Here is a 24,953-nt window from a genome sequence, read left to right on the forward strand (position 1 = left end):
ATGCTATTCCCGGGCTTTGAGCGGCACCGCGGCCGGCGTCGGCGCGGTGCGGGGTTTGGAATGCGTGGCGTGAGCCGCTGCGGCCGGCCGCAGCGCATCGAGCGGGGACAGCAGCGGCAGCGCGGGGCCGGCGCGATGTTCTGCGCGATGTTCGGCGTGATCCTCGGCGCGATTCCGCGCGCGATTTTCAGCGGTGATTTCGGCGCGAATGTCGGCGCGATGTTCGCCGCGGTCCTCGGGCCAGGCACCGGCTCCGGCCTGCGGACTTGCCTCGGCCGGCATGGCGGGCACCGTGGCGCCTTCGGCCACCGTAGCGCCTTCCGCCACCGCCGCCGCGCTGGCTTCCTCCCGCGCCTGCAGCCAGCCGCTGTAGTCGGGCAGCGTCCGCTCCGCGGCCTGCTGCGCGAACGCGTTCAGCGCGGCCTCGATGGTCGGCGCGTCGCCGCAGCGCAGCTCGCCCGAGAACAGCGCCTCCAGCGGCCGCTGGAACACGCGCCGGCAGACCGCGTCGGCGTCGTCGAGCCGGCAGGCAAAGAAGAACACGTAGACGCTGTCGGCATCGGCGCTGCAGATATCGCCGGTACGGTTCATGCGGCAGGCGCGCAGCGCGTCGATATGCGCGACCTCCGGCAGCAGCGTCAGGCGCAGCAGCACGTGCGGCAGCCGGATGGTCCGGCCCTGTTCGACCGCGCCGCGCACCGTGTCGATGAATTCGGCCGGGGGCACGTAGCCGATCGCCGAGCCCGTCAGCACCGCCGACAACGCGGTGCGGTAGTCCGCCGGCAGCGGACGCGAGAACACCTGTCCCTGCACGCCCTCGAGCATCGCCTGCACGCGCGCGAACGGCGTGCGCCGCGCGATCACCAGGTTGGCGCCGAGATTGAGCAGCAGCAGCTCGTAGTGCTGCCGCATCGCTTCCTGGTCCTCGCGCACGACGATCTTCAGCGCGCTGCCGCGCGTGCGCCGCAGCCGGTGCACCTGCTCGGCCAGCGTCTCGAAGGCGCGGTTGCCCTGGTAGTGCAGCAGCACGGTCGCCGCCACCGCGCCGCCGGCGCTGGCCACCGCGGCCTCGTTGCTGTCGACCAGCTGCCAGGACTCCGGCACCCAACGCTCGTGGGCGACGGCGTCGCGGCAAACGATCACGCGATGTTCGTCGGGCGCGAGCAGGCCGGCCGCCGCCGCTTCGCCTTCGCCGTCCGCGCCGGCGCCGCTGACCATCAGGCGATGCTCATCGGCGGCGAAGCGCAGCGGCAGCGAGCGGCTGGCGAGCACCGCTTCGCGATCGCGCCAGAACGCCACCTCCCAGGTGTATTGGCCCTGCACCTGGGACAGATGCGCGGCACCGGCGAAGCGGGCGTGCAGGCTGCCGAGATCGGCCGGCCGCCGGATCTCGTCGAGGTCGTCCGTCGGCGGCGCCAGCACCAGCAGCAGCGACAGCCGCTCGCGCGCGCACCACGCGGCGAGCCGCGCGCCTTCGCGCGACAGGCGCGCGCCGTCGTCCCAGGAGAAGCAGGCCTCCGCGCCTTCGACGATCACCACGCTGTGGCGGGCCGCGCATTGGTCTGCCAGCGCCTGCAGCGCATCGGTCAGCGTGTCGATGCCGGCGGCGCGGCTTCCATTGCCGTTGCTGCTGCCGTGAGCGCGGCCGACTCGCAGCCCGCACAGATTGGCGCGATGATGCAGCGCGCCGCCGACGTCGATATCGAGGCCGTGCTCGCGCAGCGCCTGCGCGATGCCGTCGACCGGACGTGCGGACAGCACCGTGGCCGGTCCGCGCAGCGCGTTGGCGGCGGTCTGCCAGAAAAGCGCATCGCGCGCCGGCGACGGCTCGGCATAGACGATATGCACGTGGCCAGCCGCCAGCGTCGCCAGTTCGGCCGGGAGGCCGTCGATCGCCAGCGAGGGCCGCGCCTGCAGCCGCGCGAACAGCGCCGAGCGCGGCGGGGCGGGCGTCGCCGTCGCCGCGGCGGAGGACGGTGTCAGGGAGGTGGTGGCGGGCCTCGTCGATGGGTTCATGATTCGCGTCGATCCGATCTAGTACGAGGAATACGGTCGAACCGGCTCGGGCGGGAACGGCACCGGCCCGCGCTGCGGTTCGAAGTGATAGCGCAGATAGGCGATCGCGCGATTGGGCGCATAGTCGCGCGAGCGGTCGATCTGCAGCGCCATGCCGGCGACCCACTTCGGCGCGAAGCGGTATTCGACCGCGGCCAGCGCGGTATAGCTGAAGCCGCCGCCGTTTCCGCCGCGGAACGTCCGATCGCCCGCCATGCGCTGCAGGTCCGGCCGGGTCGGATAGTAGGGCATGTCCTTCTCGTAGGTATCCGACCAGCCGGCCGAGCCGCCCAGCCGCCACGACCACGCGCCGCGCCGTCCCGTCCATTCGAGCGGCACCGCCAGCGACAGATAGCGCTGCGGGCTGTAGTAGCCGCCGTGGCCGAAGGTGTAGTAGCGCAGGTTTTCCTGGTAGCGCCAGTAGTTGACCACCAGGCCGCTGGTCACGCGCTGGTTGCGCGCCTGCAGCAGCGGCCAGTCGAAGCCGGCGCGCACCGTGAACTCGCGATTGGTGCGGACGTTGTGCCCGGTCAGCACGCCGGCGCCAACGGTGGCGAACACGCTGCCGCGCCCGACATCGTGCGAGTACCCAAGCGTGATGCCGTTGCGCGCCACGCCACCCCAGCGTTCGCCGCTGGCCGGATCGATCGCGCCGGCGTAGGAGATCAGGCTGCTGGTGACCGCGCGGCGCGACACGTCGACCGTGGCCGCGGCGCGGTTCAGCTCGGCGCGATAGCGCAGTCCGCCCACCACGGTCTGCTGCAGGAAGCCGAGCGGGGTCGTGCCGAGATCCGCGCGCCAGCTGTCGTAGGCGCCGTTGTACGCATAGCCCGCGGCCAGCGCCACGCCCTTGTCGGATTGCCCGCGCGGCGCGATGCCGGCGCCGCCGCGCGCGGCGATCTGGCCGAACTCGTCGGCGCCGTTGGCGACGTCCGTGCGCAGCGTGCCGGCATCGAGCAGCACGGTATCGGCGTGGAAGAACACATGGCCGGTGTAGCCATGCGGAATCCGCACGTAGAGCGGGATTTCGGTGGCGCTCAGCTCGGAAATGCCGCTGTCGCCGGACTTGCGCGAGAACAGCGTCGCGGTGGCGACCTGGCCGTCGCGACGCGCATCGAGATCCTGCAGCGCGCGCTGCGCGGCGGTGCCGCCGGCCGCGGGCGCCGCGGCCTCGGCCTGTTCGAGCGTGCGGGCCTGCCGGTACAGCGAGGCCGCCTCGTTGAACTCGCCGCGCGACTGCGCGATGCGCCCCTGCTGTACGACGATATCCGCGCGCTGCGGATAGCGCTGGCGCAGCGCGTCGACCACCGCGGCCGCTTCGCCGTCGCGGCGCAGCGCGGTCAGGCGCCGCGCTGCCGACAGCCGCGTATCGATATCGTCCTCCGCCGTGCCGGCCAGCACGTCGCGCACGATGCGCAGCGCCTCGTCGTTGCGCCGGGCGCGTTCGGCGAGCCGGGCCAGCGTCAGGCGCGCCTCGGCATCGTCCGGGCTGCGTGCGAGCACCGTGCGCGCGGCAGCGGCGGCGCCATCGAGATCGCCTTGCCGCTCCCGCACGTCGGCCAACGCGAGCGACCAGCGCCGGTCCTGTTGCTGTCCGGCCGGCACCGCCGCCAGCACGCGCAGCGCACCGGCGGGATCGTCGGCGTCGAGATGGCGGTCGGTGTCGCGCAGCGCGAGCCGCAGCGCCTGGTCGTCCAGCGCGGCGCGCTGCCCGGGTTCGAAGGCGCCCCGTTGACCGCGGGTCCGCGCATCGCGGGCACGCAGGTCATCCAGCCACGCGCGCAGCGCATCGTCGCGGCCCGCGGCGGCCAGCAGCTCGCCGTAACGCAGCCGCACGCCGATCGCAGGATCGTCGGGATGGGCGGCCAGCCACTGTTGCACCAGCCCGAGCCCATAGTCGGCCTCGCCCAGCGCGATCGCTTCGCGGCCGACGGTGGCCAGCATCTGCGGGTCCGCCTGCGTCGCGTCGGCGGCTTGCCGCAGCAGCGCGCGCGCCTCGTCGGGACGGCCGGCGGCCAGCGCCAGGCGGCCCTGCCGCAGCCACTGCTGCGCGCGCAGATTGCCGCCGAGTTCGCGCATGCCCTCGGTGCGCTCGGTGTCGGGAATCTGCGCCAGCAGCGTGGCGGCGGCATCGGGGTCGTCGACCGAATTCAGGAACAGCGCGCCCGCATAGCGCATGTCGGCGCCCGGCGCGAGGCGCAGGCCCTCGTCCATGGTCTCGCGGCCCAGCGCAGGCAGGCCGAGATCGCGATAGGCCCGCGCCAGCGTGTAGCGCGTCCAGGGCGCCTCGGGTGTCAGCCGCAGCGCCTCCTCCAGCCGCGCGATGGCCGGGCTCGCGCGGCGCTCGGCCAGCAGCTGGTCGGCCTGGCGCGTCAGCAGCTCGGCGCGCAACTGGCGCAGCGTTTCCGCATTGGCCGGCGATTTCTGCAGGCGCGCTTCGGTCGCGGCCAGCAGCGGTCCGATTTCGGCGTGGCGGCCGCTGTTCTGCAGCAGCGCCACCAGCCGGCGCAGCGCGCCAGGGTCCGGCGTGCGGCCGGCCAGTTGCTGGCGCAGCAGCGTCTCGGCTTCAGCCTCGCGTTGCTGCGCAACCAGCGCGTCGGCCAGGATGACGAGCGCATCGGCGTTGTCGGGCTGGCGCGCCAGCGCCTGCCGGGCCAGTGTCTCGGCCTCGGCGGGCTTGCCCTGCGTGCCGGCCAGCCGCGCGCGTGCGATCGTGCCCCAGAAGGTGGCGGTATCCAGCAGGCTGCGCCATTTGTTGCGCTGCTCGGGATCGAGCTGCAGCGCGCGGGAAAACAGCGCGCGCGCCTCGTCGTGGCGGCCCTCGCGCAGGCGCACCAGGCCCAGGCCGCCGACCACCTCGGCATCGTTGCCGCGCGTGCGCATGGCCTGTTCGAAGGCGGCCTGCGCTTCGGCAAGGTTGCCGCGCTCGAGCTGCCGCAGGCCGCGCTGGCGCGCCTGCCAGGCGGGATCGGCCAGCATGCGCCGATGCGCCTCTCGCCTGGCCTCGAGTTCGGCCAGCGTCTGCCGCGCGATGTCGTCGTCGGGCACTTCCTTCAGATAGCGCTCGAACCAGACCGCGTAAGCGGGATCGTCATTGACGCGATACAGCGTGCGGCGCCAGATGTCGAGCGCGGTCTTGCGGTCGGCGTCGGTGCGCTGGCTCAGTCGATACAGCAGATCGAGGCCTTCGGCGCGCGTGGCGGGGCGGTCGGTCAGCAGGTCCCCCAGCACCAGCGCGAGGCGCGCATCGTCGGGCCGCTGCGCCAGTTGTCTGCGCAGTTCGGCGATGGCGCGCGGACGGCCGGCGTCGGTGCCCGCCAGGATGCGGTAGTAGTCGATCGCCAGCTCGCCCTGCGGCGGCCCGTCGGGAAACAGCCGCTGCAGCCGGTCGAGCGCTTCCTTCTCGTTGCCGCCGCGCGCCAGCATGCGTACCGTCGCCATCTCGCGCTTGTCCTGCGTGGCGATGCGGTAGGTGTCCTCGAGCTCGCGGGTGGCCGGCTGCTTCGGATGATGCTGGCGCAGGCGCTGCAGGATACGTTGCGCCTCGGCCGGGCGGTTCGAGCGCAGCTCGATCTGCGCCAGCAACAGCAGCGCATCGGGCTGCTGCGGCTCGATGGTCAGGATCTTGTCGAGGGCGCTGCGCGCCAGGTCGGCGCGATTCTTGGCTTCCCACATGCGCGCCGAAGACAGCAGGCGGGCGAGCTCCGCATTGGCTGATGACGGGGCCGGCGCGGCAGGCGCAGCTGGCGCGGTTGGGGCCTGCGCTGCCGCGGGCATCGCCGGGACGAGCAGCACCGCGGCGGCGGGGATCAGCGGCGAACGGGGCATGTCGCTGTCCAGGCCGGCGTCAGCGCGCCGTCGGCTTCGAAACGGTACAGGCCATCGAGATGGCCGAGGGCGAACAGCGCCAGCACCTGGCTGTAATAGCCCAGCGGCTGTTCGGCGGACAGCTTGCGCATCCGCTCGACCTGGCGCTGCGCCGCGCCGGTCTCGCCGAGCGCGGCCAGATACGGCGCCACCGCGGCGGAAAAGCCCCCGTTGCCCGAATTCGGCCCGACGGTGCCGGAGCGCGTATCGACGCGCTCGGGCGGATGGCCGTGCGCGATGGTGTAGTCCGCCATCGGGCGATAGGTCTTCAGCAGCGGGGTGCGCAGCGGATCCTGCGGCGCCAGCATGCCGGCCCACAGATAGACGCGGATCGCGTTGTACGCGCCTTCGGCCTGCGTCTGCTGGTCGGGGCGGAAGCCCGGTTTCGCACCCGCGTGATATTCGACCCAGTCGGGCGAGAAGCCGCGCGGCGCGGTATCGAGCAGCAGGCGGGCCGAACTGGACAGCAGCTGCGCCCATTCCGTCTGTTGCGGCCACAGCGCGGCAAACCGGCGCATCAGCTGCGGCGGCACATAGCTCGGATTGAGCCGCCACATCGTCGGCGAAGGATGAAAGCCCATCGGCCCGGGCAGCAGCGTGCGGCCCAGCCCCGGCAGCAGCGCGGTCTCCTGGCGCACCACCTGGCGCGCGATCACGGTGCCCAGTGCGGTGTAGCGGCGTTCCTGCCAGAGGCGGCCGGCCTCGAGCAGCGCATAGGCGATCCACAGATCCGCGTCGGAGGCGGGGTTGGCGTCGAGCACGCCCCAGCTCTCGGGCTTGCCGTCGGCGGCCTCGCGCTTGCCCCAGATCCATGCCGGCAGACGTGAAGCGAGATCGCCCTCGGCGAGGTTGTTCTCGGTCCAGGCGAGCAGCCGCTCGAAGGTCGGCCGGTCGTTGGCGACCAGCGCGAAGAACAGCGCATAGGCCTGGCCTTCGGACACCGTGGTCTGCTGCGGCGTGCTGGCGTCGATCACGCGGCCGTCGGCGCTGATGGTGTCGCGCTTGAAGCTGTCCCAGGCGGGCCAGGGACAGGACGCCGCGGCGCAGCCGAGCGACGCGGTCAGCAGCGCGGCGCCGAGCAGCGCGCGCGCCGCCGCCGCGAGCCGGCGGACGTTGCCGCGCAGGCACGCAGTCATCGCGACCCCCGCCATCGCGGACCCGGCCATCCCGAACCCCGCCATCTCAGCCTCCGTTACGCCGCGCCGCCAGCCGGGACAGCGCCCAGAACGCGCTCAGCGCCACTGCGAGGCCGGCCAGGATGCCCGCGATGCCGAGGAATACCGGGTGCGAGGACACCCGCACCCAGACCCGCGCATACCAAGGGAAATCGCCGACGAAATAGCGCTCGCCGAGCCGCAGGCCTTCCACCTCCTTGGCGCGCACCACGGTCAGGTCGCCGCGGATCTGCGCGACCTTGGTCGGATCGTCGAGGGCATCGAGCACGTCGCCGAGCCGGTCGGCCTCGGTCGCGGTCACCGCGACCACGCTGTGCCGTTCGCGGTAGGGCGATTCGAAGCCGACCAGCGCGGCCAACGGGCCGTCGGCCGACAGGATCGCGCGGCCCGCCGGCGTCATCGTCTCCGGCTCGCTGTCGCTGAGCCAGTTCGACCACGCGCTGGCGCGCTGGTCGCGCAGCGCCATCTCGGTCTTGCCGCGCGCGATCATCAGCGGCAGCGACTTGCCCCAGCGCGCCAGCAGTTCGCCGGCGCTGCCGTTGCCGACGATCAGCAGGTTGCGCTGGCCGACCGATTCGACGTCCTTCGCCGGCACCACCGTGACGCGCAGCGCCGGCAGCCCGGTCCAGCGGCCCATATGGCCGAGCAGCGTCAGCAGGGCTTCCTGATCGATCGCGCGCGGCGCGTCGGGCAGCACCACCGCGGTATCGGCCAGGTCGGCCAGGCGCGTGAACGGGTAGCCGCTGTTGGCGAAGAACGCCAGGTTCGGCATCGCGGCGTAGTGCGCGAAGCCGCTGAAGTCGATGCTCGAGTCCGGATCGATCGCCGCGCGCGCGACCTTGGCCGGCGTCGACGCGCACAGGCCCGTCTTCTGCGAATCCAGATGGAAGCGGAACTGCATCTGGTTGTCGCTGCCGACGCGGAAGGCCGGCACGCGGATCTCGTTGGACACCACCGCGTCGCTGCCCGACAGCAGCGGCACGCTGACCAGGTTCTCGTCGTCGCTGCCCGACAGCGGACGAAGCCGGTACGAGCGCACCAGCTGCTCGTTGATATCGACGTTCAGCACCGAGTCGTTGTAGGTCGACGGTGCCGTGTAGCGGTATTTGAGGTTCAGCGGCACGCTGCGCTGGTTCCAGCCGTACAGGTCGGCCGGCACGCGCAGATTGACGCGGATCGCCTGCGGGTCGTTGCCCGAGACCTGCAGCTGCTGCGGATCGGTAACCAGCTCGCGGAACAGCACCGGACGATGGACCGGCGCCCAGTTCGGCGCGTCATACGGCGCGCGCGGCGGTCCCAGGTCGACGGTCTGGATCAGTGCCTGGCGGCCCGCCATCGCCGCCTTGCCGAGCACCAGCGCATTGGCCGCGGTCTGCAGTTCCTCGGCATTGCGGCCGGCGATCACCAGCAGCTTGTGGTCGGGGCTGTTCGGATTGGGCATCACCGTGACCGACGGCCCGGCGATCTCGCGCAGGCCCAGCGCGGCCGCGCCGGGGCCGGGCAGGGTCAGATGATCGCGTGCTGGCCCGCCGGCGCGCTGCGCGCCACGGGGAAGCGCGCGCCGCGGTAGTCGGCCAGCGCGCCCAGCCACGACGCCACCACGCCGGCCGCGCGCAGCGTCGCCATGTCGGCGTTCTCGGCGAGCACGAACGGCACGGTGACGCGGCGATTGTCGCGGCGATCGAAGAAGGGCAGCGGCAGCAGCGCGAGGTTGTCCGGCAGCCGCAGCGCGGCGGTGGTCAGCGTCAGCGTGCTGTTGGCGCTGATATCGGTCCACAGCGCCGAATGCGCGGCGTCCTCGCAGTGGTCCACGGTGTAGTGGCCGATGAATTCGATCGCCAGGCGATTGAAGTCGGTAAACAGCCGCGGCTCCAGCGCAATCTCGCGCGTGACCTGCTGGGCCGCGCGATTCGCTTCGAGCGGCAGCGTGGCGACGACCTCGTCGTTGAGCTTGACCTTCAGATGCGACAGCGGATAGATCAGCGAGGGCGAATACGTATAGTGCAGCCGCAGCGTGGCGCTGGTGACGACCTCGTCCGCACGGATGCCGACATTGAGCACGCGTTCGGGGTCGAGTCCGCGCAGTGCGATCGGACCATAGGCGCCCATCTCGGCGACCGTCAGCGTCTGGCGGCGCGTCGGCGTGCCGGCCGGCGCAGCTGTTGCGGCCGGGGCGCTGGCGGATGACGTGGCGGCGCCTCCGTTGCTGTTCGGGCCTTCGATTGCCGTAGCGGGGGAAGCGGGTTGGGAGTGCGCCGGCGGCAAGGCCAGCGCGGCCAGAAGGCATGCCGTGGTCAGCATGGCGCCACGTCGGCGCGGCGTGGCGGCGGTCAGATCGATCCTCGTCATCAATGCCAAATAAACGATGAACGCCCGTGTAGCGTCCGTCTGGCCATGTTCCCCTCGATAGCAGCGGCGGGGGCGGCGCTCTGTGGCAATACGATGCGCCTTGTCCGGCGGAGTCTACACCAATGTGTTTGGACGACCGCTGCGGCGGGATGGCGGCGCGCAATAAAAACGTCCGCCTTGCGGGCGGACGTTGGATCGTTGCCACATGGGGCGTGGCCGACGGCGAGACGGTCGCGGAGGCCGCCGGCCACGTCCGCGGATCAGTGCGCGAACAGCCAGATCAGGACCAGCACGAAGGCCGGTACACCCAGCAACCAGGCGAGGATATAAGGCATGGTTTCGCTCCTTGTCGTGAACTCCATGGCTTCACTATAGGGAGCGGGGGCGGGGCCTACTGTCGGGACCCCTCCGCTAGGTTTGTAGGACTGGGCCGACCGGGTGTCCGACTGTCTGTGCCCTCTGCGGCCCGTTTTCGGCGGGTTTGCGGCTCAATCCTCGTCATCCTCGCTGTCGAGGAAGTCGCGGCGGATCATCCAGTTGCGGATGGCCTCGTCGCAGACCTTCTTCAGCTTCTGGCGGTCGGGCAGCTTGTCGAACAGCTCGAAATTGACCAGCGCCATGCCGGCATCGGTGATGTAGAACAGGCGTGCGGGATCGTCGTAGTGGACGATGCGGCCGTCGATGCCGGACTCGTCGCTCTCGGTGGGCATGTCCTCGAGCTCCACCACGCGGCAGGTGAAGCGCGGGCTGCGGGTATGCGTCAGATACTCGAATTCGTCGTGCATCACTTCGCCCCCCTTGCCGGTGGCGATGGCGAAGCCCCAGATGAAGCGGGGCATCGGCAGATCGGACAGATCGTCTATCTCGTCCATGGTGTTCTCCCTGATTCGATGACCCGCATTATCGCTCGGACACCATGGCCGCGCCCACCCTCCGCGCGTCTGGCGCGGCGCGCTTATCGCTGCGCGTGGCAATTCGCGTAGACGGGAGGCGCGTTTTCGCCCTGCGTGATGTCCTGCAGCATCGCGTCGTCGCCCCTGGTCCACCAGACATGCTGGCCATGCGCATAGCGCGCGCCGGACGCGCTCAGCACGGTGACGAACAGCAGCGGCTTGCCGTCGAGCCGCAGGATCGCGATCTGGTTGTCGGGGCTGTTGAAATAGCGTGCGGTCAGCTGTTTGCCGCCGTCGCAGCGGTAGCGCACGGTGACCGGCGGGTCGAAGCGTACGCCATCGATGCCGGGGCGGGCCTGTGCCGGCGCGGTGAAGGAGACCGCCGCAATCAGCGCGGCGCAGGGCATCAGCGCGGCGCGGCGAAGGGAAAAGGACGGACGGGGGAAGGGCATGGCCATATCGGTTGGTTCCTGCAGCGAAGCGGTAAAAGGCAATCGATGAAGGGGCGCCGGCACATGAAGCGCAACGTCCCGCTCAACGTCCCGCGCCGCCATCGAGCCGGTAGCTTGCCGCGAGGCTGCGCAGACTGTCGATCTCCGCCTGCTGCCAGGCGGCATCGTGGCCCAGCTCTTGCGCGAGGATCGCGGCCACGCGGGGGGCCGCGGCCTCGGCGGCGCGGGCATCGAGGAACAGCAGCCGGTTGCGGCGCGCCACCACGTCCTCGACCTTGCGCGCCAATTCGTAGCGCGCGGCGAAGCGGACATGCGCTTCGGTCAGGCCCGATTCCGGCGCGATCACGTTGTCCGCGCCCGGCAGGCTGCGCAGCAGACCGAGGTCGCCGCCATAGTAGCGGTCCGGCGCGTTCAGGTTGGCCTGCTGGCCGGCCCACGCGCCGGCGCCATGCAGCGGCAGGTCGGCGGTCACGCAGGGCGCGGCGCGCAGCATCTGGCGGCGAATCGCGGTGTCCACCACGTCCTCGGCCATCTTGCGATAGGTGGTCCATTTGCCGCCGGTCACCGTGATCAGGCCCGCTTTCGATACCACGATGGTGTGTTCGCGCGACAGCGAGGCGGTCGAGCTTTCGCCGGTCGCCTTGACCAGCGGGCGCAGTCCGGCCCAGACACTGGTGACATCGGCGCGAGTGGGGTCGCGCGACAGATAGCGCGCCGCCGTCTCGAGGATGAAGTCGACGTCGTCGTCCTCGGCGCGCGGCTCCAGCGGCAGGTCGCGGCGCGGCGTGTCGGTGGTGCCGACGATCGTGTGGCCGTTCCAGGGCACCAGGAACAGCACGCGGCCGTCGTCGGTCTTGGGCACCAGGATCGCGCGATCGCCCGGCAGGAAGCTGCGCGGCAGCGTCAGGTGCACGCCCTGGCTGGGCGCCACCATCATCTGCGCGCGCTCGTCCTCCATGCGCCGCACCGCGTCGACCCAGACGCCGGTGGCATTGATCACGCACTCGGCATGCAGCGTCAGTTCGGCGTCGCCGAGCTCGTCGCGCACGGTAACACCGCCGACCACGCCGGCCTGCATCACGAGCCCGCTCACGCGGGCATAGTTCAGCGCGATGCCGCCCAGATCGAACAGCGTGCGCATCAGGGCGATCGCCAGGCGTGCGTCGTCGAACTGCCCGTCGAAATACAGGTTCGCGCCGCGCAGCGGGCGGCCGCCGACATGCTCGGCCAGCGTCGGCGCCGCGGCCAGCGCCTCCTGGTGGTTCAGCCAGCGGCTGTCCATCAGGTTGCGGCTGCCGGCCAGCATGTCGTAGACCTTCAGGCCGATGCCGTAGAAGGGCTGGTCGAACAGCTGATAGGCGGGCACCACGAAGCCGAGCGGCCACACCAGATGCGGCGCGTTGCGCGCCAGCATGCCGCGCTCCTGCAGGGCCTCGCGCACCAGCCCGATATTGCCCTGGGCCAGGTAGCGCACGCCGCCGTGTACGAGCTTGGTGGCCTTGCTCGAGGTGCCCTTGGCGAAGTCGGCGGCCTCCAGCAGCAGCGTGCGATAGCCGCGCGCGGCGGCATCGACGGCGGTGCCGAGCCCGGTTGCGCCGCCGCCGATCACGATCACGTCCCAGCGGCGCTCGCGCTCCAGCGTGGCGATCAGCGCCGCGCGATCCGGGGGCAGGGTAGGGTTGGGTGTCTGCATGGCAAGGAAGAGCGGTGCGAGTCGGGTCGGTGGTGGCGGTTCTTCGGCGCGTCGGCGGATTGTGGGGATCGTCGGCGGGGCGTCGGAGGCGGTCGGTTATGGGCGGCTATCGGCGGCTGTCGGCGGCTGTCGGTGGTTATTGGCGCTTGATGGCGTTGTTGGCGTATCGAGGCAACGCGCTCAGCCGGCCGGCGAGGCACTGGCTGATGCCCCATCGTCCCGCGCCCAGTCCCGCGCGCGCTCCACCGCGCGATGCCAGCGCGCGAGCTGGCTCTCGCGTGCATCGGCCGACAGCCGCGGCTCGAAACGCTGTTCGATCTGCCATTGGCTGGCCAGTTCCTGCTGGTCGCGCCAGAAGCCGCAGGCAAGGCCCGCCAGATAGGCCGCGCCCAGCGCGGTGGTTTCGGTGACGCGCGGACGCACGACCGCGGTGCCCAGCAGATCGGCCTGCATCTGCATCAGCAGGTCGCTGCGCGAGGCGCCGCCATCGACGCGCAGCTCGGCCAGCGCGATGCCGGCGTCCTTCTGCATGGCATCCAGCACGTCGACGCTTTGCAGCGCGATCGCCTCGAGCGCGGCGCGCGCGATCTGGGGACGACCGGTGCCGCGCGTGATGCCGATCAGCGTGCCGCGCGCAAACGCGTCCCAGTGCGGCGCGCCGAGGCCGGCGAAGGCGGGGACCAGCACCACGCCGCCGGTGTCGTCGCATTGCCGCGCCAGCGGCTCGACCTCGGGCGCGCTCTGGATGATCTGCAGGCCGTCGCGCAGCCACTGGATCGTCGCGCCGCCCATGAAGACACCGCCTTCAAGGCAATATTGGGTGCTGGCTTGCGCCGAGCCTTGTGTCGTGCCTTGCGCCGTGCTTTGTGCCGTGCCGCCGGAGCCCGCGCCAAGCTGCCAGCCGATCGTCGTCAGCAGCCGGTTCTGCGAGACCACCGGCGCCGAGCCGGTGTTCATCAGCAGGAAGCAGCCGGTGCCATAGGTGTTCTTGGCCATGCCGGGCGACAGGCAGGCCTGCCCGAACGTGGCCGCCTGCTGGTCGCCCGCGATGCCGGCGATCGGCAGTTCGGCGCCGAACACGCGTTGCGAGGTACGCGCGACCTCGCCGCTGGACGGCACCACGTCGGGCAGCAGGCTGCGCGGAATGTCGAGCAGCACCAGCAGTTCGTCGTCCCAGCGGAATTCGTGGATGTTGAACAGCATCGTGCGCGACGCGTTGGAGACGTCGGTGACATGGCGCGCGCCATCGGTCAGCTGCCAGATCAGCCAGCTGTCGACGGTGCCGAAGGCCAGCTCGCCGCGTGCCGCGCGCTCGCGCGCGCCGTCGTAGTGGTCGAGCATCCAGCGCAGCTTGGTGCCGGAGAAATAGGCGTCGATGACCAGGCCGGTCTTCGCGCGGAAGCGCTCGCCATGGCCGTCCCGCTGCAGCGCTTCGCACATCGGCGCGGTGCGGCGGTCCTGCCAGACCAGCGCGCGGCCGACCGGCTCGCCGGTGCGGCGGTCCCACAGCACCGCGGTCTCGCGCTGGTTGGTGATGCCGATTGCGCGGATCTGGCCGGCCGACACGCTGGCGCCGTTCAGCACCTCGTGCGCGACCGCCAGCTGCGATTGCCAGATCTCGTAGGGATCGTGCTCGACATGGCCGGGCTGCGGATAATATTGCCGGAACTCGCGCTGGGCGATCCGCACCACATTGCCGGCATGATCGAACAGGATTGCCCGCGAACTGCTGGTGCCCTGGTCGAGCGCCAGGATGTATTCGCCGCGCGCTGGCGTCGTGCTGTCGGTCATGGCTGCCATCCTGCTGATTTCGATTTCAATGATTCCGTGGTTTCGTACCGGGACCCGTACGGAGAACGCCCTTGCCGGGCGCCAATATGCCGATGCCCGATTCCCTCGACCTTGCCCAACACATTGCCGCCGACGTCGCCGCGGACCTCGCCACCAGGCTCGCGGCCAACCTCGCCGCGCGCTCGCGCTTCGATCCCGCGCGGCATCTGCGGCTGACCGTGGAGGGCCGGCAGGTCGGCTGGCTGCCGCGCCGGCATGCGCGGACGCTGCGCAAGCTCGAAGGAGCGGAGGGCATCGACTTCGCCGTGCTGGGCGCCGAGAGCGCGGACGCGGTCGCGTTGTTGCCGGACGTGCAGGGCTTCGAGGCCCGCAGCGCGGCACTTGCCAGGCTGGCCCGCCGGCTGGCCGCGCATAACCTGCTGCGCGGCTGGCGCGACGAGCCGTTCGCCGTCACGCCGGCGCTTGCTCACCCGGCCTTCGCGACGATCGAACGCGCCGCCGCGCGCTATTTCGGGCTGCTGACCTTCGCCTCGCACATGAACGGCATCGTGGCCGGGCAGCGCGCGCTGTGGATCGCCCGGCGAAGCGAGAGCAAGGCGGTCGATCCCGGCATGTGGGACAACCTGGTCGCCGGCGGCATGCCCCACGGCAGCGACCCGCTGGCGACGCTGGTGCGCGAATGCGACGAGGAATCGGGCATTGCGCCGTGGCTCGCGGCCCAGGCGCAGGCCCATGGCGAGGTGCAGGTGCTGCGCGAAATCGACGAGGGCGTGCAGTGGGAAACGGTCTATCTGTACGACCTGGAACTGCCCGCCGACTTCGTGCCGCACAACCGCGACGGCGAGGTCGCCGAGCACCGGCTGGTGGGTGCGGACGCCGCCCTTGCTATCATGGCGGATGGCGCGATGACGCTCGATGCCACGCTGGTGACGCTCTGTGCGCTGCGCCGGCGCGGCTGGGCGCCGCCGGTACCGGGCTTCGCCGCCTAGCGCGAGCTCGCCGTACCGGACCCCGTACGAGGCCCTGCAAGGCGGCCGGCCCGCCGGACGCGCCCCCTCCAGAGAACACCAACGATGAGCAATCCAGGCTTTATTCTGACCATTTCGTGCCCCGATCAGCCGGGCATCGTGCACGCCGTTTCGGGACTGCTGTTCCAGCACGGCTGCAATATCGTCGATTCGGACCAGTACGGTGACGAGTACACCGGCCGCTTCTTCATGCGCGTGCATTTCACCGCGGCCCCGGGCGGTCCGGAGCTGGGCACGCTCAAGAGCGCGTTCGCGCCGGTCGGCGAGCAGTTCTCGATGCAGTGGGAGCTGTTCGATGCCGCGATCAAGCCGCGCGTGATGATCATGGTGTCGCGCATCGGCCATTGCCTGAACGACCTGCTGTTCCGCGCCAAGAGCGGGCAGCTGCCGGTCGAGATCGCCGCGATCGTGTCGAACCACCGCGATTTCTACCAGCTGGCCGCGTCCTACGACATTCCGTTCTTCCATCTGCCGCTGATGAACGCATCGGCCGAACAGAAGGCCGCGCAGGAGGCCAAGGTGTTCGAGGTGGTGCAGGACCAGAAGATCGACCTGGTCGTGCTGGCGCGCTACATGCAGGTGCTGTCGAACGACCTGTGCCGCAAGCTCGAGGGCCGCGCGATCAATATCCACCACTCCTTCCTGCCCAGCTTCAAGGGCGCCAAGCCCTACTACCAGGCGCACGATCGCGGGGTCAAGCTGATCGGCGCGACGGCCCACTACGTGACCGCCGACCTCGACGAGGGCCCGATCATCGAGCAGGAGATCGAGCGCGTGGACCACAGCATGGACCCGGACCAGCTGACCGCGGTCGGCCGCGACGTCGAGTGCGTGGCGCTGGCCCGCGCGGTCAAGTGGCATGCGGAACATCGCATCCTGCTGAACGGGCACAAGACGGTCGTCTTCAAGTAAGCACGGCCCTGCCCCTCTCCCCCGAGCGGAAGAGGGGCAGGGCGCAGGCCGGGCTCCGGCCCTATTCCCCCGCCACCACACACTTCACTCCGCTGTCCGCAACGATCTGCTCGAACGGCGCCCGCAAGGGCTCGTCGGTGAAGAGCCGGTCGATCTGCGACAGGTGCGCCAGCTCGACCATCGCCTGCCGGTTGAATTTGCTGGCGTCCGCGGCCAGCCAGACCTCGCGCGAATGCTCGATGATCGTGCGCGCGACCTTGACCTCGCGGAAATCGAAATCGCGCAGCGTGCCGTCGGCCTCGATCCCCGAGATGCCGATCAGCCCGATATCGACCTTGAACTGGCCGATGAACTCGACCGTGGCCTCGCCGACGATGCCGCGATCGCGCGAACGCAGCACGCCGCCCGCGACGATGACCTCGCAGTCCTGGTTGTCGGCCAGGATATTGGCGACGTGCAGGTTGTTGGTGATCACGCGCAGGCCGCGGTGATGCACCAGCGCGCGGGCGATCTCCTCGACCGTGGTGCCGATGTTCAGGATCAGCGAACAGCCCTCGGGCACCGCGGCGGCCACCGCGCGCGCAATGCGCGCCTTGCCTTCGGCATTGAGCAACTGGCGCTGGCGATAGGCGATGTTCTCGGTGGTCGAGCCATCCATCCGCACGCCGCCGTGAAAGCGCGCCAGCATGCCGTTCTCCGCCAGCAGATTGACGTCGCGCCGGACCGTTTGCAGGGTCACGCCGAACTTGCGTGCTAGCTCTTCGATGGAGGCGAAACCCTGGCTGCGGACTTCTTCCAGAAGAGCGGTCTGGCGGGGATTGAGCGTCATGCCGGGATTCTAGTTCAAACAAAAACGAAAACAAATGACGCATTGCACTATTGTTTTTTGTTCGCTTCTTTACTAAAACGAGCAGGCAAGCAATCGATGCGCGCCGGTGTTCCCTTTTGCGTCCCGTTCTGTGTCCGCTGATCCCGCGACCTTCCTTCGGGCCGAACGATGCCGCGCGCCGGGCAGCAGAACCCTGACGGAGACCGGATGCAGCTCAGACTGGAAGGCATCGCGCAGCAGGCAGGTTCGCAGGTCCATCTCTATCCGATGTCGCTGGCGCCGGTCCCGGGCGCGGTGACGATCCTGCTCGGGGCGACGCAGGCGGGCAAGACATCGCTGATGCGGGTAATGGCCGGGCTCGACCGCCCCAGCGCGGGGCGCGTGCTGGTCGACGACGCAGACGTGACCGGCATGCCGGTACGCCAGCGCAATGTGTCGATGGTCTACCAGCAGTTCATCAATTACCCGTCGCTGACCGTGTTCGACAACATCGCCTCGCCGCTGCGGCTGCGCGGCGCCGCGGAGATCGACCGGCAGGTGCGCGCACTGGCCGCGCGGCTGCACATCGACCATCTGCTCGAGCGCCATCCCGCCGAGCTGTCCGGCGGCCAGCAGCAGCGCGTTGCGCTGGCGCGGGCGCTGGCCAAGGGCGCGCCGCTGATGCTGCTGGACGAGCCGCTGGTCAACCTCGACTACAAGCTGCGCGAGGAACTGCGGGAGGAACTGGCCCAGCTGTTCGCGCAGGGCGACGCCACCGTGATCTACGCGACCACCGAGCCGGCCGAGGCGCTGCTGCTCGGCGGCCATACCGCGGTGCTCGATGCCGGCGAGCTGCTGCAATACGGGCCGACGGCCGAGGTCTTCCACTATCCCGACTCGCTGCGCGTGGCGCGCGCGTTCAGCGATCCGCCGATGAACCTGATCGCGGGCGAATGGCGCGACGGCGCCGTGCATCTGCCGGACGGCATCGAGGTGGCGCTGCGGCCCGATGACGGCGCCATCAGCAGCGCCATTAGCGGCAACGGCGCCGTCGGCGGCCCCGCCGATCGTGCCGGCGATGCGCTGCAAGGCTATGCCGGGCCGGTCACCGTCGGCGTGCGCGCCGGCACGCTGTGGCTCGATGGCGTCTCCGACCGGCACGACGAGCTCGCCGTCGGCGTGCCTCGCGCGCGCGAAGGCGTGCCGCTGCCGGGCCGCGTCGCGCTGGCCGAGCTGTCCGGCTCCGATACCTTCGTGCACGTCGACACCGCGGTCGGCAACCTGGTGGCACAGGTGCCCGGCGTGCTGGAACTGGCGCTCGGCGAGACGGTGACGCTGCGCCTCGATCCGTCCCAGCTCTATCTGTTCGATGCGCAGGGCCGCTGCGTTCGCGCACCGCGCCGCCAGCATCTGCGGCGCGGCAACGGGCAGGGGAACTGAGGCCATGGCCCGCATCGACCTGGACCTGGCCCACGCCTACGGGCCCAATCCGCGCAGCGACGAGGACTATGCGCTGCTGCCGCTGCGCTTTACCTTCGACGACGGCGGCGCCTATGCGTTGCTCGGACCGTCGGGCTGCGGCAAGACCACGCTGCTGAACTGCATCTCGGGACTGCTGCGGCCGTCGCAGGGCACCGTGTCGTTCGACGGGCGCGACGTCACCGGCGACTCGCCGCAGGCGCGCAATATCGCGCAGGTGTTCCAGTTCCCGGTGATCTACGACACCATGACCGTCGGGCAGAACCTGGCCTTCCCGCTGCGCAACCGCGGCGTGCCGGCGGCCCAGGTGCGCGAGCGGGTGGGGCAGGTGGCCGAGATGCTGGACCTGTCGGCCGTGCTCGACCGCCAGGCCAGCGGGCTGTCGGCCGATGCCAAGCAGAGGATCTCGCTGGGGCGCGGGCTGGTGCGGCACGATGTCGCCGCCATCCTGTTCGACGAGCCGTTGACGGTGATCGACCCGCACCTCAAATGGCAGCTGCGGCGCAAGCTCAAGCAGATCCACCGCGAATTCCATCTGACGCTGATCTACGTCACGCACGACCAGACCGAGGCGCTGACCTTCGCCGACCAGGTGGTGGTGATGTCGCGCGGCAAGGCGGTGCAGGTCGGCACCGCGGACGCGCTGTTCGAGCGGCCCGCGCATACGTTCGTGGGGCATTTCATCGGCTCCCCCGGCATGAACTTCCTGCCGGCGCGCTGGCGCGACGGCTGGATCGAACTGGCCGGACGACGCTATGCGCCGCCGGCGGACGAGGCCATCGCGCAGCGGCTGCAGGCGGCCGGCGCGTTCAAGATCGGCGTGCGGCCCGAGTACCTGCGCCTCGCCCGGCCCGACGACGAACAGGCGGTGCCCGCGGTGATCGAGCGCGCGCAGGACATCGGCACCTACTGGATCGCGGCCGCGCGGCTGCAGGACCACGCTGGCGGCGCAGGCGTCGAGGGAACCGATGGCATCGTTGGCGCCAATGGCATCGTTGGCGCCGATGGTTCCCCGCTGCTGCGCGCCCGGCTCGGCGACGAGGCCGCCGCGCTGCGGCCCGGGGAGACCGCGTGGTTCTCGGTCTTCCACCGCCATACCTGCTATTACGTCGACGAGGAGCTGGTCCGATGAAGCCGATCAACCAGAAGGCGTGGCTGCTGGTGTTGCCGGTGGTCGTCTGCGTCGCGTTCTCGGCGATCCTGCCCTTGATGACCATCGTCAACTACTCGGTGCAGGACATCATCTCGCCGGAGCGGCGCGTGTTCGTCGGCACCGAATGGTTCCGCGCGGTGCTGCGCGACGGCGAACTGCACGACGCGCTGCTGCGGCAGCTGGGGTTCTCGCTGGCGGTGCTGCTGGTCGAGATTCCGCTGGGCATCCTGCTGGCGCTGTCGATGCCGGCGCGCGGCTGGAAGGCGTCGGCCGTGCTGGTGATCGTGGCGCTGTCGCTGCTGATTCCGTGGAACGTGGTCGGCACCATCTGGCAGATCTTCGGCCGCACCGACATCGGCCTGCTCGGCGCCGCGCTGGCGGGTCTGGGCTTCGATTACAACTACACCGGCAACGCGCTGGACGCGTGGCTGACGGTGCTGGTGATGGACGTCTGGCACTGGACGCCGCTGGTCGGGCTGCTGTGCTACGCCGGCCTGCGCGCGATTCCCGACGCCTACTACCAGGCCGCGCAGATCGACGGCGCCTCGCGCTGGGCGGTATTCCGCCATATCCAGCTGCCCAAGCTGCGCGGCGTGCTGATGATCGCGGTGCTGCTGCGCTTCATGGACAGCTTCATGATCTACACCGAGCCCTTCGTGCTGACCGGCGGCGGCCCCGGCAACGCCACCACCTTCCTGTCGCAATACCTGACGCAGAAGGCGGTGGGGCAGTTCGACCTCGGCCCGGCCGCGGCGTTCTCGATCGTCTATTTCCTGATCATCCTGCTGCTGTGTTTCGTGCTCTACAACTGGATGCAGCGCGCGGGCACGGTCGCCGAGGAGGTTCCCCATGCATGACCCGGCCTCGCGCGGCGGCTGGTGGCGCGCCGCCTTCCTGCTGGTCTATCTGCTCTTCGCGATCCTGCCGATCTACTGGATGCTCAACATGTCGTTCAAGACCAACGACGAGATCCTGTCGACGCTGTCGCTGTGGCCGGCGCAGTTCACGCTGGAGCACTACCGCACCATCTTCACCGATTCGTCCTGGTACTCGGGTTATATCAACTCGCTGATCTATGTCGCGCTGAACACCGTGATTTCGGTCACCGTGGCGCTGCCCGCCGCGTATGCGTTCTCGCGCTACCAGTTCATCGGCGACAAGCACGTGTTCTTCTGGCTGCTGACCAACCGGATGACGCCGCCGGCGGTGTTCCTGCTGCCGTTCTTCCAGCTCTATACCAGCGTCGGGCTGATGGACACGCACCTGGGCGTCGCGCTCGCGCACCTGGTGTTCAACGTGCCGCTGGCGGTGTGGATCCTGGAGGGCTTCATGTCCGGCGTGCCGCGCGAGATCGACGAGACCGCCTATGTCGACGGGTATTCGTTCCCGCGCTTCTTCCTGACGATCTTCCTGCCGCTGATCAAGGCCGGCGTCGGCGTCGCGGCGTTCTTCTGCTTCATGTTCAGCTGGGTCGAGCTGCTGCTGGCGCGCACGCTGACCTCGGTCGACGCCAAGCCGATCGTGGCGACGATGACACGCACGGTGTCCGCCTCCGGCATGGACTGGGGCGTGCTGGCCGCGGCGGGCGTGCTGACCATCGTGCCCGGCGGCATCGTGATCTGGTTCGTGCGGCACTACATCGCGAAGGGCTTCGCGATGGGCCGCGTCTGAGCGGGGGTGGCGATGGAAACGACGGCCATGTTCGGCTGGATGGTGTGGACCACGCCGGTCGCGGTGTTCTTCGTCTGCGTGGTGCTGATGCTGATCGGCATGACGATCTGGGAGCTGCGCTCGCCGACGCGCCTGCGCAAGGGCTGGCTGCCGATCGCCACCACGCGCGGCGACCGGCTGTTCATCGGCCTGATGTGCGCGGCGTGGATCAACCTTGCATGGGTGGGCCTGGGCGAGGCGATGATGAACTGGTTCTCGCTGCCGGAGGAGCCGTCGGTGTGGATCAGCTTCGTGCTGTCGATGGCGGTGCTGGCGCTGGTGATGCGCAAGGGGTGAGCCCGCGGGCGGGTTTTCCGGGCGGATGTCCGGCTTGTATTGCCGAGGTTCAGAGGTGCATTGGGTACTTGGGTGATTTGGGTGATTTGGGTGATTTTGGTTGGTATTCGCAGGTAGCGCGGCTCAATCCTTCCCCGGCCGCGACCCGCAACGCTATCGGGAAGGACCATTCGAGGAGACATCGATGACAGCGCTGAAGCAACGGGCAAGGCTTGCGGTGAAGCTGGTGGCGGTGGCCGCCGCGCTCGCCTGCGGCCATGCCGCCTGGGCGGGAGAGACCGAGGCGAAGAAGTGGATCGACAACGAATTCCAGCCCTCGTCGCTGGCCAAGGACAAGCAGCTGGCCGAGATGAAGTGGTTCATCGACGCGGCCGCCAAGCTCAAGGCCAAGGGCGTGACGCAGGTCAACGTGGTGTCCGAGACCATCACCACGCACGAGTACGAGGCCAAGACGCTGGCGCGCGCCTTCGAGGAGATCACCGGCATCAAGGTCAATCACGACCTGATCCAGGAAGGCGACGTGGTCGAGAAGCTGCAGACGTCGATGCAGTCGGGCAAGTCGATCTACGACGGCTGGATCTCCGATTCGGACCTGATCGGCACGCACTATCGCTACGGCGCGATCCTGCCGCTGACCGACTACATGAACGGCGCCGGCAAGGAATTCACCAATCCGGATCTCGACATCAAGGACTTTATCGGCACCAAGTTCACCACCGCGCCGGACGGCAAGCTGTATCAGCTGCCGGACCAGCAGTTCGCCAACCTCTACTGGTTCCGCGCCGACTGGTTCGCGCGCAAGGACCTGCAGGAGAAGTTCAAGGCCAAGTACGGCTATGACCTGGGCGTGCCGACCAACTGGTCCGCCTACGAGGACATCGCCAACTTCTTCACCAACGACGTCAAGGAGATCGACGGCAAGAAGGTCTACGGCCATATGGACTATGGCAAGAAGGATCCGTCGCTGGGCTGGCGCTTCACCGATGCGTGGCTGTCGATGGCCGGCACCGCCGACAAGGGACTGCCCAACGGCATGCCGGTCGACGAGTGGGGCATCCGCGTGGCCGCGGACAAGTGCACGCCGGTCGGCGCCTCGGTCGCGCGCGGCGGCGCCACCAACAGCCCGGCGGCGGTCTACGCGCTGACCAAGTACGTCGACTGGATGAAGAAGTACGCGCCGCCGCAGGCGATGGGCATGACCTTTTCCGAGGCCGGCCCGGTGCCGGCGCAGGGGCAGGTCGCGCAGCAGATCTTCTGGTACACCGCCTTCACCGCCGACATGACCAAGAAGGGGCTGCCGGTGGTCAACGCCGACGGCTCGCCGAAGTGGCGCATGGCGCCGTCGCCATATGGCCCGTACTGGAAGCAGGGCATGCAGAACGGCTACCAGGACGTGGGCTCGTGGACCTTCTTCAAGAAGACCGATCCGAACCGCCTGGCGGGCGCGTGGCTCTACGCGCAGTTCGTGACCTCGAAGACGGTGTCGCTGAAGAAGTCGCTGACCGGGCTGACGTTCATCCGCGACAGCGACATCAACCACGAGTACCTGACCAAGAACGCGGCCAAGTATGGCGGGCTGATCGAGTTCTACCGCAGCCCGGCACGCGTGGCGTGGACGCCGACCGGCACCAACGTCCCAGACTATCCGAAGCTCGCGCAGCTGTGGTGGAAGAACGTTGCCACGGCGGTGACCGGCGAGAAGACCCCGCAGGCCGCGATGGACAGCCTGGCCGAGGAGATGGATCAGGTGATGGCGCGGCTGCAGCGCGCGGGCATGGCGACCTGCGCGCCGAAGCTCAACCCCAAGGGCGATGCGGCCAAGTGGCTGTCGGATGAACACGCGCCGTGGAAGAAGCTGGCCAACGAGAAGCCGAAGGGCGAGACGATCGCCTACGAGAAGCTGCTGCAGGCCTGGAAGGAGGGCAAGGTGCGGTGAGATGGCGCCGGACGGGCCGCTCGGCTCGTCTGGCCGGACTGTCTCGTCGGATTCGTCTGGCCACCTGGGTGGCGGGCCGGGCTAGCTGGTTTGGGCGGGCTCGGCTTGGGTGGGCTGGGCCTGACCTGGTTGGCCTGGCCGGTTCGGCCCGGTCTTGCCGATGTCGTTCTCCCCTCTCCCGCCCGCGGGAGAGGGGCCGGGGGAGAGGGCAGCCGCTCGCCTTCCCCCCGGTCCAATTTCCCCGTTACGTCCCGAAACGTTGACCCGCCAGCCTCTGGTGCATACTACGGCCTTCGCAAAACTCAGCCCCGGGGCGAAGGCCCGTTCCTGCACCCATGAAGCGCATCCTGGTTATCAAGATCACCTCCCTCGGCGATATGGCACACACGCTGCCGCTGATCTGGGATCTGCGGCACGCCTATCCCGAGGCCAAGATCGACTGGGTCGCCGACGCCTCCTGCGCCGATATTCCCCGCTGGACGGTCGGCGTCGACCGCGTGATTTCGCCCCCGCTGCGCGGCTACAAGAAGTCGAAGCAATGGAAGGACCTGCGCGCGATCCTCGCCGCGGTGCGCGAACTGCGCCGTGAAAAGTACGACGTGGTGCTGGACGTGCACGGCGTCTACAAGAGCGCCATCGTCGGCTGGCTGGCCCGCACGCGCCGCCGCTTCGGCTATGCCGCCAAACACCTGGGCGAAGCCCGCGCCGAGATGTTCTACACCGACATCTTCGCGCCGCACGGCGATGCCACCGCCCGCCACAAGATGCGCCTGGTCGCCGCCAAGGCGCTTGGCTACGAACTCGACCCGAAGGAACACTACGAACTGCGCATCCCGGCTCCGGCCGCGCCGCTCAATACCGACGGCGTACCGCGCGCGATGCTGTTCCACGCGACCTCGCTCGAGATCAAGAAATGGCCGCCCGAACGCTGGATGGCGGTCGGCCGCGAACTGACCGCCCGCGGGTACCGCGTGCAACTGCCCTGGGGCTCGCCGGCGGAAAAGGAGCAATCCGAAGTGCTGGCGCGCGGCATCCCGGACGCCGAGGTACTGCCGAAGATGACGATCACCGAATGCGCGCAGCGCGTCGCCGCCGCGGACCTGGTGATCGGCACCGACACCGGCTTCGTCCACCTCGCCCATGCACTGGGCAAGCCGTCGGTGATGCTGTTCACCGCGACGTCGCGCGAGCACTTCGGCATTTCGGAGCCCGGCCGGGCGGTGTCCATCGGCAATGAAGGCGTGGTGCCGGACGTGCCGGAGGTGATCGGGGCCATCGATCAGGTGACCGGCAGGGTAGCGGTAGGCGCGCCGGCGGCCGCTGGGGCGTAGTGCAAGCCCGCCGCGGGCGCGGCC

Annotated in this window: 17 protein-coding genes and 1 pseudogene; 9 read left to right on the forward strand and 9 right to left on the reverse strand. The window is 69.7% G+C overall.

Features of this window, described 5'->3' with window-relative positions; translation table 11 throughout:
* Nucleotides 1-3: 3 nt before the first annotated feature.
* From bcsE to glpK, 8 genes and pseudogenes are all read right to left on the reverse strand, one after another.
* The gene (gene bcsE / locus K7G19_RS13100; RefSeq protein WP_226107596.1) at nt 4-2,016 is read right to left on the reverse strand and encodes a cellulose biosynthesis protein BcsE; all 2,013 of its coding nucleotides are present in this window, start codon (nt 2,014-2,016) and stop codon (nt 4-6) included.
* A gap of 18 nt (nt 2,017-2,034) precedes the next feature.
* Nucleotides 2,035-5,883, reverse strand: coding sequence for a cellulose synthase subunit BcsC-related outer membrane protein (locus tag K7G19_RS13105; protein ID WP_226107597.1), 3,849 nt, complete (start codon nt 5,881-5,883; stop codon nt 2,035-2,037).
* Entirely contained in the window at nt 5,865-7,058 is a 1,194-nt protein-coding gene (bcsZ, locus tag K7G19_RS13110) for a cellulose synthase complex periplasmic endoglucanase BcsZ (RefSeq protein WP_226107598.1), read from the reverse strand. Before bcsZ ends, K7G19_RS13105 begins: the two co-directional genes overlap by 19 nt.
* A gap of 46 nt (nt 7,059-7,104) precedes the next feature.
* Nucleotides 7,105-9,446 (reverse strand): annotated as a pseudogene (gene bcsB / locus K7G19_RS25095) (cellulose biosynthesis cyclic di-GMP-binding regulatory protein BcsB).
* Nucleotides 9,447-9,934: 488 nt separating this feature from the next.
* The gene (locus K7G19_RS13120) at nt 9,935-10,318 is read right to left on the reverse strand and encodes a hypothetical protein (protein WP_053822121.1); all 384 of its coding nucleotides are present in this window, start codon (nt 10,316-10,318) and stop codon (nt 9,935-9,937) included.
* A gap of 83 nt (nt 10,319-10,401) precedes the next feature.
* The gene (locus K7G19_RS13125) at nt 10,402-10,791 is read right to left on the reverse strand and encodes an MliC family protein (RefSeq protein ID WP_226107599.1); all 390 of its coding nucleotides are present in this window, start codon (nt 10,789-10,791) and stop codon (nt 10,402-10,404) included.
* An 82-nt stretch (nt 10,792-10,873) separates the two neighbouring features.
* On the reverse strand, nt 10,874-12,484 hold the full coding sequence (locus K7G19_RS25010) for a glycerol-3-phosphate dehydrogenase/oxidase (RefSeq protein WP_150082666.1): 1,611 nt from the start codon (nt 12,482-12,484) through the stop codon (nt 10,874-10,876).
* 180 nt (nt 12,485-12,664) lie between these two features.
* Complete coding sequence (gene glpK / locus K7G19_RS13135) at nt 12,665-14,275, reverse strand: glycerol kinase GlpK (RefSeq protein WP_226107600.1); 1,611 nt, start codon at nt 14,273-14,275, stop codon at nt 12,665-12,667.
* A gap of 92 nt (nt 14,276-14,367) precedes the next feature.
* Here glpK and K7G19_RS13140 point away from each other — a divergent pair, with 92 nt between their 5' ends.
* Nucleotides 14,368-15,264 carry an NUDIX hydrolase family protein gene (locus K7G19_RS13140; RefSeq protein WP_226107601.1) on the forward strand — a complete coding sequence of 299 codons (897 nt, stop codon included), beginning with the start codon at nt 14,368-14,370 and terminating at the stop codon, nt 15,262-15,264.
* Nucleotides 15,265-15,348: 84 nt separating this feature from the next.
* On the forward strand, nt 15,349-16,215 hold the full coding sequence (gene purU / locus K7G19_RS13145; protein ID WP_149319792.1) for a formyltetrahydrofolate deformylase: 867 nt from the start codon (nt 15,349-15,351) through the stop codon (nt 16,213-16,215).
* A gap of 61 nt (nt 16,216-16,276) precedes the next feature.
* Here the strand turns inward: purU and K7G19_RS13150 are convergent, their stop codons facing one another.
* The gene (locus K7G19_RS13150; RefSeq protein WP_226107603.1) at nt 16,277-17,044 is read right to left on the reverse strand and encodes a DeoR/GlpR family DNA-binding transcription regulator; all 768 of its coding nucleotides are present in this window, start codon (nt 17,042-17,044) and stop codon (nt 16,277-16,279) included.
* Nucleotides 17,045-17,251: 207 nt separating this feature from the next.
* Here K7G19_RS13150 and K7G19_RS13155 point away from each other — a divergent pair, with 207 nt between their 5' ends.
* The 7 genes from K7G19_RS13155 to waaC all read left to right on the forward strand — a co-directional run bounded on the left by K7G19_RS13155 (nt 17,252) and on the right by waaC (nt 24,929).
* Nucleotides 17,252-18,463 (forward strand): ABC transporter ATP-binding protein, encoded by a 1,212-nt coding sequence (locus K7G19_RS13155; protein WP_150082662.1) that lies wholly within the window; start codon nt 17,252-17,254, stop codon nt 18,461-18,463.
* Between the two features lie 4 nt (nt 18,464-18,467).
* Complete coding sequence (locus K7G19_RS13160; protein ID WP_226107605.1) at nt 18,468-19,634, forward strand: ABC transporter ATP-binding protein; 1,167 nt, start codon at nt 18,468-18,470, stop codon at nt 19,632-19,634.
* Nucleotides 19,631-20,512, forward strand: coding sequence for a carbohydrate ABC transporter permease (locus tag K7G19_RS13165; protein ID WP_023265145.1), 882 nt, complete (start codon nt 19,631-19,633; stop codon nt 20,510-20,512). Before K7G19_RS13160 ends, K7G19_RS13165 begins: the two co-directional genes overlap by 4 nt.
* Nucleotides 20,505-21,326 (forward strand): carbohydrate ABC transporter permease, encoded by an 822-nt coding sequence (locus K7G19_RS13170; RefSeq protein ID WP_149319796.1) that lies wholly within the window; start codon nt 20,505-20,507, stop codon nt 21,324-21,326. Before K7G19_RS13165 ends, K7G19_RS13170 begins: the two co-directional genes overlap by 8 nt.
* Before the next feature lie 27 nt (nt 21,327-21,353).
* On the forward strand, nt 21,354-21,662 hold the full coding sequence (locus K7G19_RS13175) for a DUF2160 domain-containing protein (protein ID WP_174107149.1): 309 nt from the start codon (nt 21,354-21,356) through the stop codon (nt 21,660-21,662).
* 184 nt (nt 21,663-21,846) lie between these two features.
* Nucleotides 21,847-23,598, forward strand: a complete 1,752-nt coding sequence (locus K7G19_RS13180) for an ABC transporter substrate-binding protein (protein WP_226107607.1) — start codon at nt 21,847-21,849, stop codon at nt 23,596-23,598.
* Between the two features lie 335 nt (nt 23,599-23,933).
* Complete coding sequence (gene waaC / locus K7G19_RS13185) at nt 23,934-24,929, forward strand: lipopolysaccharide heptosyltransferase I (RefSeq protein WP_226107609.1); 996 nt, start codon at nt 23,934-23,936, stop codon at nt 24,927-24,929.
* Nucleotides 24,930-24,953: the final 24 nt, after the last annotated feature.

Source organism: Cupriavidus sp. DB3, assembly GCF_020418465.1.
Taxonomy (GTDB): Bacteria; Pseudomonadota; Gammaproteobacteria; order Burkholderiales; family Burkholderiaceae; genus Cupriavidus; species Cupriavidus cauae.

What these genes read in the sequence shown, in the direction of transcription:
- bcsE (WP_226107596.1), bottom strand. Translation starts at nt 2,016, where the DNA reads ATGAACCCATCGACGAGGCCCGCCACCACCTCCCTGACACCGTCCTCC.
- K7G19_RS13105 (WP_226107597.1), bottom strand. Translation starts at nt 5,883, where the DNA reads ATGCCCCGTTCGCCGCTGATCCCCGCCGCCGCGGTGCTGCTCGTCCCG.
- bcsZ (WP_226107598.1), bottom strand. Translation starts at nt 7,058, where the DNA reads ATGACTGCGTGCCTGCGCGGCAACGTCCGCCGGCTCGCGGCGGCGGCG.
- K7G19_RS13120 (WP_053822121.1), bottom strand. Translation starts at nt 10,318, where the DNA reads ATGGACGAGATAGACGATCTGTCCGATCTGCCGATGCCCCGCTTCATC.
- K7G19_RS13125 (WP_226107599.1), bottom strand. Translation starts at nt 10,791, where the DNA reads ATGCCCTTCCCCCGTCCGTCCTTTTCCCTTCGCCGCGCCGCGCTGATG.
- K7G19_RS25010 (WP_150082666.1), bottom strand. Translation starts at nt 12,484, where the DNA reads ATGCAGACACCCAACCCTACCCTGCCCCCGGATCGCGCGGCGCTGATC.
- glpK (WP_226107600.1), bottom strand. Translation starts at nt 14,275, where the DNA reads ATGACCGACAGCACGACGCCAGCGCGCGGCGAATACATCCTGGCGCTC.
- K7G19_RS13140 (WP_226107601.1), top strand. Translation starts at nt 14,368, where the DNA reads ATGCCCGATTCCCTCGACCTTGCCCAACACATTGCCGCCGACGTCGCC.
- purU (WP_149319792.1), top strand. Translation starts at nt 15,349, where the DNA reads ATGAGCAATCCAGGCTTTATTCTGACCATTTCGTGCCCCGATCAGCCG.
- K7G19_RS13150 (WP_226107603.1), bottom strand. Translation starts at nt 17,044, where the DNA reads ATGACGCTCAATCCCCGCCAGACCGCTCTTCTGGAAGAAGTCCGCAGC.
- K7G19_RS13155 (WP_150082662.1), top strand. Translation starts at nt 17,252, where the DNA reads ATGCAGCTCAGACTGGAAGGCATCGCGCAGCAGGCAGGTTCGCAGGTC.
- K7G19_RS13160 (WP_226107605.1), top strand. Translation starts at nt 18,468, where the DNA reads ATGGCCCGCATCGACCTGGACCTGGCCCACGCCTACGGGCCCAATCCG.
- K7G19_RS13165 (WP_023265145.1), top strand. Translation starts at nt 19,631, where the DNA reads ATGAAGCCGATCAACCAGAAGGCGTGGCTGCTGGTGTTGCCGGTGGTC.
- K7G19_RS13170 (WP_149319796.1), top strand. Translation starts at nt 20,505, where the DNA reads ATGCATGACCCGGCCTCGCGCGGCGGCTGGTGGCGCGCCGCCTTCCTG.
- K7G19_RS13175 (WP_174107149.1), top strand. Translation starts at nt 21,354, where the DNA reads ATGTTCGGCTGGATGGTGTGGACCACGCCGGTCGCGGTGTTCTTCGTC.
- K7G19_RS13180 (WP_226107607.1), top strand. Translation starts at nt 21,847, where the DNA reads ATGACAGCGCTGAAGCAACGGGCAAGGCTTGCGGTGAAGCTGGTGGCG.
- waaC (WP_226107609.1), top strand. Translation starts at nt 23,934, where the DNA reads ATGAAGCGCATCCTGGTTATCAAGATCACCTCCCTCGGCGATATGGCA.